The sequence below is a fragment of the Streptomyces sp. NK15101 genome (genome assembly GCF_020400725.1).
In the GTDB taxonomy this organism is placed as follows: Bacteria; Actinomycetota; Actinomycetes; order Streptomycetales; family Streptomycetaceae; genus Streptomyces.
This window is the reverse complement of sequence record NZ_JAINVG010000049.1, coordinates 39,409-53,579: the sequence shown is the minus strand read 5'-3', so window position 1 is coordinate 53,579 and position 14,171 is coordinate 39,409. Positions and strand designations below refer to the sequence as shown.

The window sequence follows — 14,171 nt, the reverse complement described above, 5'->3', positions numbered from 1 at the left end:
GCGGGGGGCGGGGCCGGCGGGTGGGGCGGGCCTGCCGGATGCGGGCGGCTGGGTGGGGGAGGGCGCCCTCGGTACCGCCGCCGTGCCGCGGGGCACCGCCCCGGCCGTTGCCGGTCCCGCCGCGCCGCCTGTCGTCGGTCCCGGGGCGCTGGACCACCTGGCCGTCGACCCGGACGGTTTCGAGCACACGATCGCCGCACTGTGCGCCCGCGACGGCTGTTCCCCCGTGGAGGTGGTCGGCGGTGCCGGCGACCTCGGCGCGGACGTGATCGCGACGACCGCCGACGGGAGGCGTGTGGTCCTCCAGTGTAAGCAGTACGGGGAGGACCACAGGGTCGGTTCCCCCGACCTCCAGCGGTTCGGCGGCACCTGTCACGCCGTGCACGAGGCCGACGTGGCCGTCCTCGTCACCACCAGCTCCTTCACGGAGCCGGCCCTGGAGTACGCGGCCTCCTGCGGGATCGTCTGCGTCGACGGTACGGAGCTGGCGGCCTGGACCGCGTCGACGGCGCCGGCCCCCTGGGCCGCCGGGGTGGACGAACCGGTGCCCGGCACCCGGAGCGGAACGGCCCGCGACAGCTGAGGCGGCCGTTGCCGGAGACGTAGCGCGTGTGCGTCTCGGCCCGCTCGCGCCGCCACTCCGGGAGCGAAGCCGCCGTGCTTCGACCGCGGGGCCTACGGGCGACGGAACACCGGGCGCCATCGGCAGGACCGGCCGGGACCGGTCCTGGGCCTGGATCCGTGGCTTCTCGTCCACGTGGAGAACGAACGCCTTCTCCGACGGGTCGGGCAGGGGCCGACGACGTCACGGACGAGGGGTCAGAACGCGTACCGGATCCGCAGCCAGGGCGCGCGGGTCTCGATCATGCGGGAGAGGGTCTCGACGGCCTCGCGTTTGACGGCGGTGCGGTAGCGCACGTTCCAGGCGCCGTTCTGGGAGCGCTTGGGCTGCTGGAGGTCCTCGCGCCACAGGGCGTCCTCGGCCCGGGGATGCCAGCCGAGGTTGACCGCGTGCAGGTCCTGGTTGTGGGTGAGCATGATGATCTCCGCCGCGCTCTGGTCCTTCACCCGCCGGGGCAGGACGTCGTCCATCATGCGCAGCAGGTCGTCCCAGGCCTCTTGCCAGCCCGGGCGGATCACCACCGGGGAGAGGTTGAAGTGCACCTCGTAGCCGGCGTCCAGGAAGTCCGCGGCGGCCTCGATCCGATCGGGTACGGGACTGGTCCGGATGTCGAGGAGGCGTGAGTCCTCCGGCGGCATGAGGGAGAACCGGATCCGGGTGCGACCCTGCGGATCGAGCCGCAGGAGGTCCGGGTTGACCAGTTTGGTGGCGAAGGACGCCTTGGCCGTGGGCCAGTGCCGGAAGGCGCGGACGAGGTCGGCGGTGTTGTCGCTGATCAGGTCGTCCACCGAGCAGTCGCCGTTCTCCCCGATGTCGTAGACCCAGGCCCGCTCGTCGCACTGGGTGGGTTCTGTCTTGGGGCCGCCGGCGACGATGTGACGGCGGAGGCTGCCGAGCACGCGGTCGACGTTCGTGAAGACGGTGATCGGGTTGGCGAAACCCTTCCGGCGCGGGACGTAACAGTACGCGCAGGCCATGGCGCAGCCGTTGGAGAGGCCCGGGGCGATCCAGTCGGCGGACCGTCCGTTGGGCCGGACGGCGAGGGACGTGCGTTCGCCCAGGACCAGGGTCTCCCGCTTGATCCGCACCCAGCGCCGTACGTTTCCCTCGTTGCCGTGCAGGTGCGGGATGCGCCAGTGGGAGTCCGTCTCGACGAGCCGGGCGTCGGGGAAGCGGGCGATGATCTGCCGGCCCCGCCAGGACGCGGCGGCGGCGGGTTCCGCGTGGATCTCCGTCACCCGCAGGAGCCGGCGGGCCTCCGGACCGTCGCGGAAGGGCGCGGCCTCCGGCTCCGCCCCGGCCGGCGCGGCCGCGGCCATGAGGTCGTCCACGCCGAACAGCGTCCCGGCCCCGTCGCCCGGCTCGTCCTCGGGACGCCGTCCCATGTCCACTCCGCTCCGTTCCGTCGATGTCTCGCAGGTGTCCGCCCCGCACGACGGGCCCGGCACCGCGCCGGGAAGCACGGGCGGGCCCTCCGTGGGCCGTAGCCGGCACTCAGGGATGTCACCGGGTCTTTCGTCCCAGTCTAGGTAGTTGCCGTCCTCGTCTCCGCGGGTCTTCGTGAGCGCCCGCGAGACGTTCCTCCTCGATACGACCACCCCGACCGAGGGGGCCGGTCCGGTCGAGCGGTACCTCGGCGAGCAGCCGGGGAACCCTTGCCGGGAGGTCAGGCGGGCCGCCCGGGGCGTGTGCGCCCGAAGCCCCCGCGGCACCGGAAGACGATCGGCGTCCTGGAACATTCCGGTGCCGGTCCGGCCCGGGCAGGGCGACCCGGAGGCCGCGGTCGGCGAACCGGCGGGCGAGGCCCGCGCCGGGGCCGCGGGCGGCTCCCCGCGAACGACCGCTGCCGTGGTGCCGGCCGTGGTGCCGTCAGCCGGGGCCGGGCGTGTGGTCGGGGTGGCCCGGGGTGCGCCGTGCCTCCTTGAGCCGTGCCTCGTACAGATGGTCCCGCCCTCCGGCGAGCCGGGAGACGGCGAGCCGTTCCAGGCCCTTGAACGGCTCGTAGTACGTCCGGTCGTACGCCTCGACGATCTGGAACGTCCAGTGCCCGGGGATGACGTTGCGTCCGAGGATCTCCGTCTCCACCCGGTCGGCCCAGTCCCCGTGGCCGGCTTCCCGCAGCAGGCGCACCGCGCGGTCGAGCTCGAGGTCGGCGGTGCCCGTCAGCTGGTGGAAGCCGTAGAGGGCGCCGCGGGCCCGCTCGACCGTCTCCAGCGCCTTGGAGAGCGACCCCAGCGCCTCGACCGTGGCGTCACTGACGCCCGGGGGCGGCCGGTGGGCGTCGTCGGGACCGCCGGAGTGCCGGGCGCCGTCGGGACCCGCGGCATACGGGGCGTCGCCGGGGCCCGCGGGGCGCGGCGCGCCGTCGCGGGGGACGGACTCGTCACTGGGCCACATGGAACACCTCTCTCCTCCGCGGGGACGAGCACCATCTTGTGCCCCTGACCTCCCTTCCGCCGCTCGGCGGCCCCCGGATGCACCGACGGGCGGCGGAGACGGTGAGGATGCGGGCGGCGGGGTTCCCCCACAGGGTGGAGACCGGTCCCGCACGAAAGACCGTGCGGGCCGGGAAAGGAGCGGGCCATGACGAAGAGGAAGAGGCCCTCGGGGAAGCAGGAGCTGTCCGAGGGCGACGAGGTCGCGTGGCGCAGCCACGGCAGCGAGACCGGGGGCACGGTGGAGCGGAAGATCACCGAACGGACCCGCGCGGCCGGACGCACGGTCGACGCCTCGCCGGACGACCCGCAGTACGAGGTGCGCAGCGACAGGTCGGGGCGGACCGCCGTGCACAAGCCCGGCGCGCTGAAGAAGAAGCGGTAGGGGGCACCCGTGACGGGCGAGGACGACCGGCGCGACACCTGGGAGACCTTCCGCGAACTGGTCAACATGACGCCGTCGACGCTGGAGGAGTGGCTCGCCACCGACACGTCGAAGCAGGCGGGCGAGCACAAGGACGGCGGCGAGTCGACCGGGCACGCGTCGGGTCGCGAGATCGTCCGGATCCTGCGCAAGAAGAAGGGCGAGCTGACGGACGCGGACTACCGGCACATGGCGAAGGTGAACGGCTACATCCGCCGCCACGCGGTGCAGCGGCCCGCGGGCGACGTCAGCGACACCCGGTGGCGTCACTCGCTCATGAACTGGGGGCACGACCCCCTTGCCGACGGTTCGGACTGACCGCCCCGCCCCGTCAGGGCCGGGTGGCCACGAAGGTGTGCGTGATGCCGGTCTGCCAGCCCGGCTGGGGCAGCACGCGGACCCCGGTGAACCCGGCTCGGCGGACCCGGCGGGCGAACGCGTCGGCCGTGTCGAAGTCGAGCACGCTGCGCCACAGATGGCGGTAGAGCGCCCCGTCGCCGTGGCTCCGGCCCCAAGGCAGCACCACGGCGGCCATGACCGCCGACCACAGCGCGCGGTCGACGGCGCGCCCGCTCAGGGCGTACTCGTGGACGGCGAGCCGTCCGCCGGGACGCAACACGTCGCGGACCCGGCCGAGGACGGCGTCGGGATCCGCGACGTTGCGGAAGAGGTAGGCGGCGAAGACCGCGTCGTACGGGCCTTCGACGCCGGCCTCGGCCATGCCCTCGACGGGAGCCTGGACGAACGTCACCCGGCCGGACCAGGCCTTGCTCCGGGCCCGGGCCAGCATGCCGGACGAGGCGTCGACCCCGGTGACGGAAGCGAGCGGCGCGGCGCGCAGGAGGGCGGCGGTCGAGGCGCCCGTGCCGCAGCCGAGGTCGAGCACGGACCAGCCCGCGCCGAGGCCCGGCAGGGCGAGGCGGCGCGCCGAACGGCGCAGGTGCCGGTGGTAGCCCGGGCTGGCCGAGGTCATGCGGTCGTAGGTGCCGGCCGCGTGGTCGAAGGCGCCCGCGAGTTCGGCGTCTCTCAGCAGGGCCATGGCGGTGCCTCCGGGGAACGTGCGGGGCTTCCCAGTGTCACGGCCGGCGTACCGGCGGACCCGGCACGGCACGCCGTTCGTGGCCGGACGTGGTCCGCACGGCCCAAGGAACGGTGCATCCGCTCGCGGCGGCGGTACTGAATCACCGGTGAGCCGATGGGCCGATGAGCCGGTGAGCCACACGGGCCAGGCCGCCTTCAAGGGGAGTTGCGATGCACGTACTCGATCCGTCCGACGTCGACCAGAACGTGCCCGCGGCCGTGAGGAAGTGGCTCGGAGGGACGCTGGAGCGGCGACTGGAGGAGGCCGAGGCCGCGGATCCGGTCTTCGCGGCCGACATCGCCGGCCGCGTGGCGCGTTTCGCGCTGGACGGCGGCAGGCGGCTGCGCTCCGCGTTCCTGTGGTGGGCGATGCGCGGCTGCGGGGGAGGCGCCCGCGAGGCCCCCCGGGCCCTGGGGGTCGCCGCGGCGCTCGAACTGATCCAGACCTGCGCACTGATCCACGACGACGTCATGGACGGCTCCACGCTGCGGCGCGGACGCCCCGCCGTGCACGTCGGCATAGACCGGCAGTACGGGACGGCCGGGCGCGCGTCGCCGTGCGGCACGTTCGGCGGGGCGGCCGCGGTGCTCGCCGGGGATCTGGCCCTCGCCTGGGCCGACGACGCCTTCGCCGAGGCCGTTCGGGGAGCACCGGCGGAGCGGCGGGCGGCAGACGTGTGGCGGGTGATGCGCATGCAGATGGTGGCCGGTCAGTACCTCGACCTGCACGGCCAGGTCACACGCGCCACCTCGGCGAACCGGGCCGTGCACACCGCCGTGCTCAAGACGGCGCTGTACACGGTGGGACAACCCCTGGCGCTGGGCGCGGTACTCGCGGGCGCGCCCGAGCACACGGTGGGACGACTGCGCGCGGCCGGATGGTCGGCCGGGCTGGCGTTCCAGCTCCACGACGACCTGCAGGGGGCCTTCGGAGACCCGGCGACGACCGGGAAGCCGAGCGGCGAGGACATCCGCGAGGGCAGGGCGACCTATCTGCTGGCCGTCGCGCGGGAGCTGTGCCTGCGCGACGGGGACCACGTCGGACTGCGGCTCCTGGACGAGGTGCTGGGGGCTCCTGCCGTCCGGGCCGGGGAAGCCGACGGTGGAACTCCTGCCGTCCGGGCCGGGGAAGCCGACCGCGGAGCCCCTGCCGCCCGGGCGGTGGACGTCGACCGCGTGCTGGAGCTCCTCGAGACGTGCGGGGCGCGCGACCTGGTCTCCCGGCGCGTCGAGGAGCTGTGCGCCCGCGGGGTCGAGGCGGTCGCCGACGCCGGCCTGTCACGGGAGGCGACGGACCGCCTCGGTGACCTGCTGCGCGACGCCTGCGGGCGGAGTCCCGCCCCCGGACGGCCCGCCCGGCCCGGAGCCGTACGCCATGCCGCACACACCGCGGACCCCGCCGTCGTCGCCGTCACCGACGACAGCACCGACACCGTTCTGATCGGAGAAGCCCGTTGAAGACCCTGACCGGTCCGACGGACCACGTCGTCGTCGTGGGAGCGGGCCTGGCAGGCCTGGCCGCCGCGCTGCACCTGTCGGGCGCGGGCCGGCGGGTGACCGTGGTGGAACGGGACGAAGGGCCCGGCGGCCGGGCCGGGCACCTCCGGCTCGGCGACTACCGGGTGGACACGGGCCCGACCGTCCTCACCATGCCGGACGTCCTCGACGAGGCCTTCCGGGCCGTGGGCGACTCGCTGCGCGACCACGTCGACCTCGTCCCCCTGCACCCCGCGTACCGGGCGCTCTTCGCCGACGGCACCCGCCTCGACGTGCACACCGACGCCGAGGTCATGGAGGCCGAGATCGCCGCCTTCGCCGGTGCACGGGAAGCCCTGGGCTACCGCAGGCTGCGCCGATGGCTCGAAAAGCTCTACGCCGTGCAGATGCGGCGCTTCATCGACGCCAACTTCGACTCGCCCCTGCGGCTGCTCCACCCGGACCTGGCACGGCTCGCGGCGCTCGGCGGCTTCGGGCGCCTCGACCGGGCCGTCGGACGCTTCCTGTCGGACGAGCGGCTGCGCCGGGTGTTCTCCTTCCAGGCCCTGTACGCCGGGGTCGCCCCGTCCCGTGCGCTGGCCGCCTACGCCGTGATCGCCTACATGGACACGGTCGCCGGCGTCTACTTCCCGCGCGGCGGGATGCACACCGTGCCGGTGGCCATGACCGAGGCGGCGACCCGGGCGGGCGTCGTCTTCCGGTTCGGCGAGCGGGTCGCCCGCCTCGAGCGCACCGGCCCGCGCGTCACCGCCGTGGTCACCGAGCACGACCGGATCCCCTGCGACGCGGTCGTCCTGACACCGGACCTGCCGGTGTCCTACCGGCTCCTGGGACGGACCCCGAGGCGTCCCGTCCGGCTGCGGCACGCCCCGAGCGCGGTGGTCCTGCACGTCGGGACGGACCGCACCTGGCCCCAACTCGCCCACCACACGCTGTCGTTCGGGCACGCCTGGGACGCCGTGTTCGGCGAGCTGACCGGTTCCGGACGGCTGATGAGCGACCCTTCGCTGCTGATCACCAGACCCACCGCCACCGACCCGTCGCTGGCCCCGGCGGGGCGCCATCTGCACTACGTCCTGGCCCCCTGCCCCAACACGGAGACCGGCTTCGGGGCCACTCACTGGGGCGAGCTCGGACCGCGCTACCGCGACGACCTGGTGCGGGAGCTGGAGCGCCGGGGACTGGCCGGCCTGGGGGCGTCCGTCGACGAGGAGAGCCTCGTCACTCCGGCGGACTGGACGGCGCTGGGGCACGCGGCCGGAACCCCCTTCTCCGTGTCCCACACCCTCGCGCAGACCGGCCCGTTCCGGCCGCGGAACCTCGTGGCCGGCACGGAGAACGCCGTGCTGGCCGGGTGCGGCACGACCCCGGGCGTCGGGGTGCCCACGGTGCTGATCTCCGGGAAGCTCGCCGCGGCCCGCGTGACCGGAAAGGGCCGGGCCGGATGACGGTGCGCGAACTGGACGCCGCGGGCATCACCGATCCGTCGCTGCGGGCGGCCTACACCGCCTGCCGCCGGCTCAACGCCCGGCACGGCAAGACGTACTTCCTCGCCACCCGCCTGCTCCCGGTGGACCGGCGCGCCGCCGTGCACGCCCTCTACGGCTTCGCGCGCTACGCCGACGACATCGTCGACGACCTCGGTGCGGGAGCCTCCACGGACGAACGCCGCCTCGCCCTCGACGCGCTGGAGCGGCAGTGGCTGCGGGCGGTCCGGGGCGAGGAGGCCGGCGAACCGGTGGTGCGGGCGGCGGCCGACACGAGGGTCCGGTACGGCATTCCGGCCCGCCACTTCACCGACTTCCTCGCGTCGATGCGCAGCGACCTGTCGGTCGAGGAGTACCCGACCTACGCCGACCTGAGGTCCTACATGCACGGGTCGGCCGCCGTCATCGGACTGCAGATGACCCCGGTGCTCGGCACGGTCGTGCCCCGGGCGGAGGCGGAGCCGTACGCCGCGGCGCTCGGGGTGGCCTTCCAGCTGACGAACTTCCTCCGGGACGTGGGCGAGGACCTCGACCGGGGGCGGGTCTACCTGCCCCTGGACCTGCTGGCGGCGCACGGCGTGGACCGCGAGCTGCTGACGTGGAGCAGACGCACCGGGTGCCGGGACGCACGGATCACCTCGGCGCTGCGCGCGGCGGCGGCCCTGACCCGGGAGGTCTACCGCGCGGCCGAGCCGGGGATCGAGCGCCTGGACCCCGTGTCGGCGCCGTGTGTGCGCACGGCCTTCGTGCTGTACCGCGACATCCTGGGGGCGATCGAGAAGGACGGGTACGCGGCGGTGCACCGCAGGGCCGTGGTGGGCCGGCGGCGGAGGGCGGCCGTGGCGCTGCGCGGCCTGGCCGGGGCCCTCGCCGCGCGCACCGCCGCCCGCCCCGCGCCCCGCACCGACCCGGCCGGGTTCGGGCCGGGGAGCGGGAGCGCGAACGGCGGGAGGGCGTACGACGGGGCAGCCGTCGCGGCGGCGAACGGGGGAGCGGTGACGGAGCGTCGGGGAGAGGACAGGTCGTGAGCGCGGAGAACGGGACGGACCGCGGACGGGCCGGGCGTGCGGACGGCCGTCCGGTCGGGCGTGCGGACGGCGGTCCGGCCGGGCGGAGGGACACCGGATCGATCCGGCGGCCGGAACGACGGACGGCGCTGCCGCTGCGGCTGCGCCGGAACGTCGTCGCCTGGGAGCGCCAGCGCCCCACGTGGCAGGACGCCAAGCCCGCGCGGATCGCGGAGGCCCTGGAGCGGGCCCGGGCACGTCCCTCGGGGAACTGGTTCGTCGTCGGCGCCGCCTCGGACCTGACCGCCCGCCGGCCGCTCGGACGGACGGTCGCCGGCACGGAGATCGTGCTGTGGCGCGACGGGAACGGCGTGCCCCACGCCGGGCCCGGGGCCTGCCCGCACCTCGGCGCCCCGCTCAAGGACAGCGTGGTGCGGTGCGGCCGGCTGATCTGTCACTGGCACGGCCTCGCCCTCGACGGAGCCCCTTTCGCCGGGTGGTCGCCGTGGCCGGTGTACGACGACGGGGTCCTGCTGTGGGTACGGCTCGACCGGGCCGGCGGCGAAGCGCCGACCGAACGCCCCGCCGTGCCGGCCCGGCCGAGGGGGGACGGTCAGGTCGCCGCGGTGTACACCGGGGTGGGTAGGTGCGAACCGGAGGACGTGGTCGCGAACCGCCTCGATCCCTGGCACGGCGCCTGGCTGCACCCGTACTCGTTCGTGGACCTGACCGTGCTGGACGATCCCGCCGGCGAGGACGACACGGACGACGTCCTGCTGGTGGACGTGTCGTTCAAGGTGGCCGGACGGGCGGTGGTTCCGGTGCGCGCGGCGTTCGACGCACCGGACGCGCGCACCGTCGTCATGCGCATCGTGGCCGGCGAGGGAACGGGTTCGGTGGTGGAGACGCACGCGACGCCGCTGACACCGCCCGGTTCCCGGCGCCCGAGGACCGCCGTGGTGGAGGCGGTCGTGGCCGGTTCGGACCGGCGCGGGTTCGCGCTGGCCCGCGCGCTCGCCCCGCTGCTGCGGCCCGCGATCCGGGCCGCGGCGGGCCGGTTGTGGCGGGACGACCTCGCGTACGCCGAACGGCGCTTCGCCCTGCGCAGCGACGGCCGTTTCCCCGGCTGAGCGGCTCGACGGCCCGGTCCGCCGGCCCCTCGGGCCCGGCGGGCGCGGGCGCTCCCTCCGTCCACGAGGAGGAGCCGCCGGCCCGGCCCTGCGGTGCCGGCGCCCGACCGCCGGCGTTCGTCTGCCGGCGGCCGTCCGCCGGTGCCCGCCGAGGCGTCCGGCCGTCAGCCTTCGCCGAAGCGGCGCGCCAGGAACCGCAGGGCTGCGGACCTGCCCCGGTCGGGCACGGTCCACAACGTCTGCCCGCGCAGCCCCCAGCGCCGCAGATGGGCGTTGGCCGCGAGGAAGCCGGTGGTGGCGGCCCGTTCCATGAGCGCCACCGGGAGGCCCGTGCGGACCAGGTCCCCGGCGACGGTGACGGTCGGATCGGGCGTGTCGACAGTGGGCCGGTCCGCGTCGCCGCCCACGGCGAAGAGAGGGCAGTCCTGCCGCCACTCGTCCCGCCGGTCGACGATGCCCGCCGCGGACGTCTCCGGATACACGCGGTGCAGCTGTTCGGTCAGGGCGCGGGCGAGGGTCTCCGGGGCCGTGGCCGGATCCGCGGCGTACGCGTGGAGTTCGAGGACGGATCCGCCGGTCTTCGCGGCCCAGCGCGCGGCCTCGCCCTCCCAGACGTCGAGCACGCTGATGTTGTCCAGGGGCCCGTGACCACTGGTGCCGAGGAAGCCGGGGCGGTGGGCGGCGACGGGACGGTCGAGCCAGATCCGGGACACGAGGAAGGGCGGTGCGGTGCGCAGCCGGCCGATCCGGGCGCGCCACGCCTCGTCGCCCAGGTGGGGAGAGGCGGCCGTGAGGGTCCGCAGCCCCGCGGTGTCCAGGGCGAGGACGACCGCGTCGGCGTGCTCGGCGGCCCCGGCGGCGCGGATCAGATGGCCGCCGTCCGGGGCGGGTCGGAGGCCGGTCACCACGGTGCCCGTACGGATGTCGACGCCGTGGCCTTCCAGATAGCGGCCGAGGGGGTCCCACAGCGCCTGCGGATAGGGCTCGTCCGGCACGTCGAAGAGGAGCCCCTCCGAGGAGCCGAGGAAGTAGATGTGGAACATGAGGGCGAGTTCGGCGGCGGACAGTTCGGCCGGGTCGGCGAAGAAGCTCCGGGAGAAGACCTCGAAGGCGAGATGCCGGGCGGCCGCGGGGAAGCGGATGCGGTCGAGCAGTTCGAGCGCGCTGACGCCGTCGTAACGCCGGTGGATCTCGGGCACGCGCACGTCGAGCAGGGGGAGCGCGGCGCGGGGATTCATCCGCGCCAGGTCCCGCACGCCGAAGCTGGGGCTGAGGAGGGTGAAGCCGACGGCGCTCCACGGCGGTGTCCTCGGCACCCGGGCGAAGCCGTCCTGCAGCCCCGAGCCGTGCCGCAGCGGATAGTCGGGCAGCGGGCGGAGCCGGTCGAGGCCGGGGTCGGCCCGCCGCAGCAGGCCCCGCAGGTTGTAGTACTGGCGGAAGAACGCGTGGAACCCGCGGCTCATGGTGACGGCGGAGCCGTCCGCGAGCTCGGTGGGCCAGCCGGCCAGGCGGCCGCCGAGCGCCGCCTCCCGCTCGTAGAGGGTGACGCGGACGCCCCGCTCCGCCAGCGCCGTGGCGGCGGCGATGCCCGCGATGCCGCCGCCGACGACCGCGCACCGGGGCCGTGGACCGTCGGCGACGGGCCGACCCGGGTGTGCGGGGACGACTACGGCCTTGCGGTCGCGGCCGCGGCGGGCGGCCGGCGCGCGGTCGTGGACGTTCATGGGGGTTCTCCTCGGGGTCTCGGTCAGGTTCGGCGGGCGAGCAGGGGCAGTTCGGCGACGGTGCGGAGCATGGCGAGGACGGGGGTGCGCAGGCCGATGGCGAACTCCTCGGCGGGGCGGGTCGTGCCGTCGAGGAAGCGCAGCAGGCGGGCGGCGGGCACGTGGTCGAAGAGCCGGGTGAAGAAGGCGGGCCCGTCGATGCGGCCGGCGTCGAGCCCGCGGAGCAGGACGGCGTCCATGGCGAGTGCCCTGGCCGGATGGGCGGACGGCGGAACGGGCGTGCGGCCCGTGTGCACGGCGTCCGCCACCGCACGGGACTGCCGCTGGATGGCGGCGAAGGCGTATCCGGTGGAGGGGCGTACGGCCCCGCCGGCCGCGCCGATGCGGAAGACGTGCCGGCCGGGCCGGCGGTCGTGCCTGCCGTCGGTCATGGGGATGACCCCCTGTTCCGTGTCCGTCACCCGGTACGGCCCGAGTGCCAGCACCCGTTCCGTGTAGTGGCGCAGCGCCTCGTCGTAGGAGGCCCGGGGGAGGGGCGCCCTGCTGAACTCGGTGTACTCCACGAGCGCTTCACGGCGGCTGAGGGGCAGGACGTACCCGAAGGAGAGCCCGTGCCGGGGCTGGGGCGTGCGGAAGTCCATCAGCTCGACGGTGCCGGGGTCGAACGCGGGGCGGTCACAGCGGACGAACCAGCCGCGGAAGTGCTGGAGGAGCGCCACCCGCGCGGGCGGCGGTACGGCGGGAGGGCGGGAGTCGTACACCCAGCGGGCGCGCAGGGTGCGCACGGCGCCCTCGGGGGTACGGCACACCAGCTCGGCACCGTGCGGCAGATCGGTGACGCGCTCGACGACCGCCTCGATCCTGCGCAGCCCGGCCAGGCGCGGCTCGAGACCGCGCTCGAAGGCGGCGGAGCGCAGCATCTTGTAGCGCAGCCCGCCGAGGTCACGGGCCGGGCCGCCGCCGTCGGGAGCGCGGACGCGGAGCCGGCGCCAGCTCGCGGTGAGCAGCGGCTCGTAGTCACCCGGCCCGGCCTCCCAGTAGCACCAGGTGCGTTCGGGGGGCCGGAGCGGGCCGGGAGGCGCGTCGACGAGGACGACGTCCGGGGCCCGGACACCGGGCGGCGGGTCGAGCAGCCGCCAGGCCAGCGAGAGGCCGGCGGCTCCCGCGCCGACGATGACGATGTCGCCGCTGTACGTCATGGTCCCCGGCCGGCTCCGTTCTCGACGGTGGACCCCCCGGCCATACGGGAGGCCCGTCCCGGTCCGCCCGCCCGGGAGGACCGTCCGGACCAGGCTTCCCCCACGCGGCCTTCCGCGGATGCAGCCGCGCCGTGGCACCGCGTCGTTTTCTCCGCCCGGATCCGCTCCCCGCCCCCGCTCACGGCGGGCCGTCGTCCGCCCGGACACCGGGGAGGAGTCCGGGCCGGCGGCGGCCCCGGTTGCGCCAGGCGGACAGGAAGACCGGGCGGGGCCTGTGCGGTGGTGCGTAATGGGCGGGGGGAGCCCCGCGGAACAGCGTTCATGGCGTACTCCTCAGGGACTGGTGCGCCGCCCCCCTGACCAGGGAAGAAGCGCTGCGCACGGGCCACACGCGTCGTTTCCGCACCGGCTTCCTCCCGGGGCGCCCGCGCTGCCTCCGACATCGCCCGCAGACGCCGCCGGTCCTGGTGCATCCACACGGGGACCTTCGGCGGAAGAGGGGGACGAGCGTGCTGTGACCCCCCGAGCAGCAGACGCTCGCCCCTGCCCGGACATGCGACGGCCCCCCGTCCGAAGCGTCCGGGCAGGGGACCACGCGGGGCCGGACACCGCTACGGCCGGGGCGCCTCCCGCGTCCTCGTGGTGGCAGGAGCCGGCTCCGGGTGCGCCGACGGCACCGCGGAGCGCCAGGCACGGCCCGTACACGCCGCCGGGAAGGGCGGGAAAAGGTGTCCCTCGACATCGATGCGCCACGTGTGCGCTTCGGCGCAGTCACAGACGAACGTGCCGGCGGCGGGCGTGTAGCTGCCCGGGTAGAAGGCTTCGGAAGGCGTCATGGCGTTCTCCCTCACGTCGGTGGACCGCGCCGAAAGCGGCCGTCTGCACCGTTCTTCGGCCGTCGCGCACCAGCGGATGCGGCGGATCAGCCCGTCGCGCACCGGCGGGTGCGCCCGAGCCCGTCCGGCCCGCCGGACGCCCGGAACCGTCCCGGCGTCCCGCTGCGGTCCCATCGGCGTCCGCCGGTCGGGTGGGTGACCGTCGATGTGCGGGGTAGGCGCGCTGACGACGCGATGGCGCCCGTCGGCACCGGTGACCGCGCGGCCGCGCGAGAGCGTGTCCGCCGTCGTGCCGGGAGGCTGAAAGGGCGAGCAGCCGAAGGAGGGAGAGGATCCCATGAGTGCTGTTGGACGCGGTCCGGATCACGGTCGTACCGACGAACCGGTCGCCGACCTGGTCGCACGCGCGGCACAGCAGATCTCGCAACTGGCACGGGAAGAGATGCAACTGGCCCGGGCGGAGATGACCCGGAAGGGCGGACGCTACGGACGGGGCGGCGGCCTGTTCGGCGGTGCGGGCCTCGTCGGCATCCTGGCCGTCCAGGTTCTCGTCGCCGCGGCGGTCGGGAGCGGCCGTCGGCGTGGCGGCGGGTGAGCACGACGGCGGCGCCGAGCGCTCCGGCGATGAGCAGGACGCCGGTGACCAGTTCGGTGGCGCCGAGCCCGTCGGCGTCCGCGCCGGAGGCGGCGGTTCCGTAGCCGGCCTTCACGCCCTTCTGGGCTCCGGTGT

Annotated in this window: 12 protein-coding genes and 2 pseudogenes; 8 read left to right on the top strand and 6 right to left on the bottom strand. The window is 75.3% G+C overall.

All coding sequences use genetic code 11. The features are described from left to right. A partial coding sequence (locus K7G60_RS24540; protein ID WP_225803099.1) for a restriction endonuclease occupies window positions 1-583 on the top strand: 583 nt, incomplete at its 5' end. Between the two features lie 102 nt (window positions 584-685). Here the strand turns inward: K7G60_RS24540 and K7G60_RS39465 are convergent. The 3 genes and pseudogenes from K7G60_RS39465 to K7G60_RS24530 all read right to left on the bottom strand — a co-directional run. Beyond that, window positions 686-813: pseudogene (locus K7G60_RS39465) on the bottom strand (IS630 family transposase); the annotation flags it as partial. A 6-nt stretch (window positions 814-819) separates the two neighbouring features. Continuing rightward, window positions 820-2,007 carry a spore photoproduct lyase family protein gene (locus K7G60_RS24535; protein ID WP_225803098.1) on the bottom strand — a complete coding sequence of 396 codons (1,188 nt, stop codon included), beginning with the start codon at window positions 2,005-2,007 and terminating at the stop codon, window positions 820-822. Between the two features lie 484 nt (window positions 2,008-2,491). Beyond that, window positions 2,492-3,019, bottom strand: a complete 528-nt coding sequence (locus K7G60_RS24530; RefSeq protein WP_225803097.1) for a hypothetical protein — start codon at window positions 3,017-3,019, stop codon at window positions 2,492-2,494. Between the two features lie 186 nt (window positions 3,020-3,205). Here K7G60_RS24530 and K7G60_RS24525 point away from each other — a divergent pair, with 186 nt between their 5' ends. Together K7G60_RS24525 and K7G60_RS24520 are read left to right on the top strand one after the other, a co-directional pair. Continuing rightward, entirely contained in the window at window positions 3,206-3,442 is a 237-nt protein-coding gene (locus tag K7G60_RS24525; RefSeq protein ID WP_225803096.1) for a DUF2945 domain-containing protein, read from the top strand. A gap of 9 nt (window positions 3,443-3,451) precedes the next feature. Beyond that, window positions 3,452-3,799, top strand: a complete 348-nt coding sequence (locus K7G60_RS24520) for a DUF3140 domain-containing protein (protein ID WP_225803095.1) — start codon at window positions 3,452-3,454, stop codon at window positions 3,797-3,799. A gap of 13 nt (window positions 3,800-3,812) precedes the next feature. On the opposite strand, the gene K7G60_RS24515 is transcribed toward K7G60_RS24520, so the two are convergent. Beyond that, window positions 3,813-4,520 (bottom strand): methyltransferase domain-containing protein, encoded by a 708-nt coding sequence (locus K7G60_RS24515; protein ID WP_225803094.1) that lies wholly within the window; start codon window positions 4,518-4,520, stop codon window positions 3,813-3,815. 212 nt (window positions 4,521-4,732) lie between these two features. On the opposite strand from K7G60_RS24515, the gene K7G60_RS24510 reads away from it, so the two are divergent. From K7G60_RS24510 to K7G60_RS24495, 4 genes are all read left to right on the top strand, one after another. Continuing rightward, window positions 4,733-6,019, top strand: coding sequence for a polyprenyl synthetase family protein (locus K7G60_RS24510; protein ID WP_225803093.1), 1,287 nt, complete (start codon window positions 4,733-4,735; stop codon window positions 6,017-6,019). Beyond that, a complete protein-coding gene (gene crtI / locus K7G60_RS24505) occupies window positions 6,016-7,506 on the top strand; it encodes a phytoene desaturase family protein (RefSeq protein WP_225803092.1) in 1,491 nt (496 codons plus the stop codon). The genes K7G60_RS24510 and crtI overlap by 4 nt, the downstream gene beginning before the upstream one ends. Further along, complete coding sequence (locus tag K7G60_RS24500; RefSeq protein WP_225803091.1) at window positions 7,503-8,573, top strand: phytoene/squalene synthase family protein; 1,071 nt, start codon at window positions 7,503-7,505, stop codon at window positions 8,571-8,573. Before crtI ends, K7G60_RS24500 begins: the two co-directional genes overlap by 4 nt. A gap of 101 nt (window positions 8,574-8,674) precedes the next feature. Next, window positions 8,675-9,682, top strand: a complete 1,008-nt coding sequence (locus K7G60_RS24495; protein WP_225803105.1) for a DUF5914 domain-containing protein — start codon at window positions 8,675-8,677, stop codon at window positions 9,680-9,682. A 164-nt stretch (window positions 9,683-9,846) separates the two neighbouring features. On the opposite strand, the gene K7G60_RS24490 is transcribed toward K7G60_RS24495, so the two are convergent. Together K7G60_RS24490 and K7G60_RS24485 are read right to left on the bottom strand one after the other, a co-directional pair. Then, window positions 9,847-11,406: an FAD-dependent oxidoreductase gene (locus tag K7G60_RS24490; protein ID WP_225803090.1), complete on the bottom strand. Its 1,560-nt coding sequence runs from the start codon at window positions 11,404-11,406 to the stop codon at window positions 9,847-9,849. A 23-nt stretch (window positions 11,407-11,429) separates the two neighbouring features. Then, on the bottom strand, window positions 11,430-12,605 hold the full coding sequence (locus K7G60_RS24485) for a lycopene cyclase family protein (RefSeq protein WP_225803089.1): 1,176 nt from the start codon (window positions 12,603-12,605) through the stop codon (window positions 11,430-11,432). 1,173 nt (window positions 12,606-13,778) lie between these two features. Here K7G60_RS24485 and K7G60_RS24480 point away from each other — a divergent pair. Next, a pseudogene (locus tag K7G60_RS24480) lies at window positions 13,779-14,012 on the top strand (phage holin family protein); the annotation flags it as partial. Window positions 14,013-14,171 lie beyond the last annotated feature (159 nt).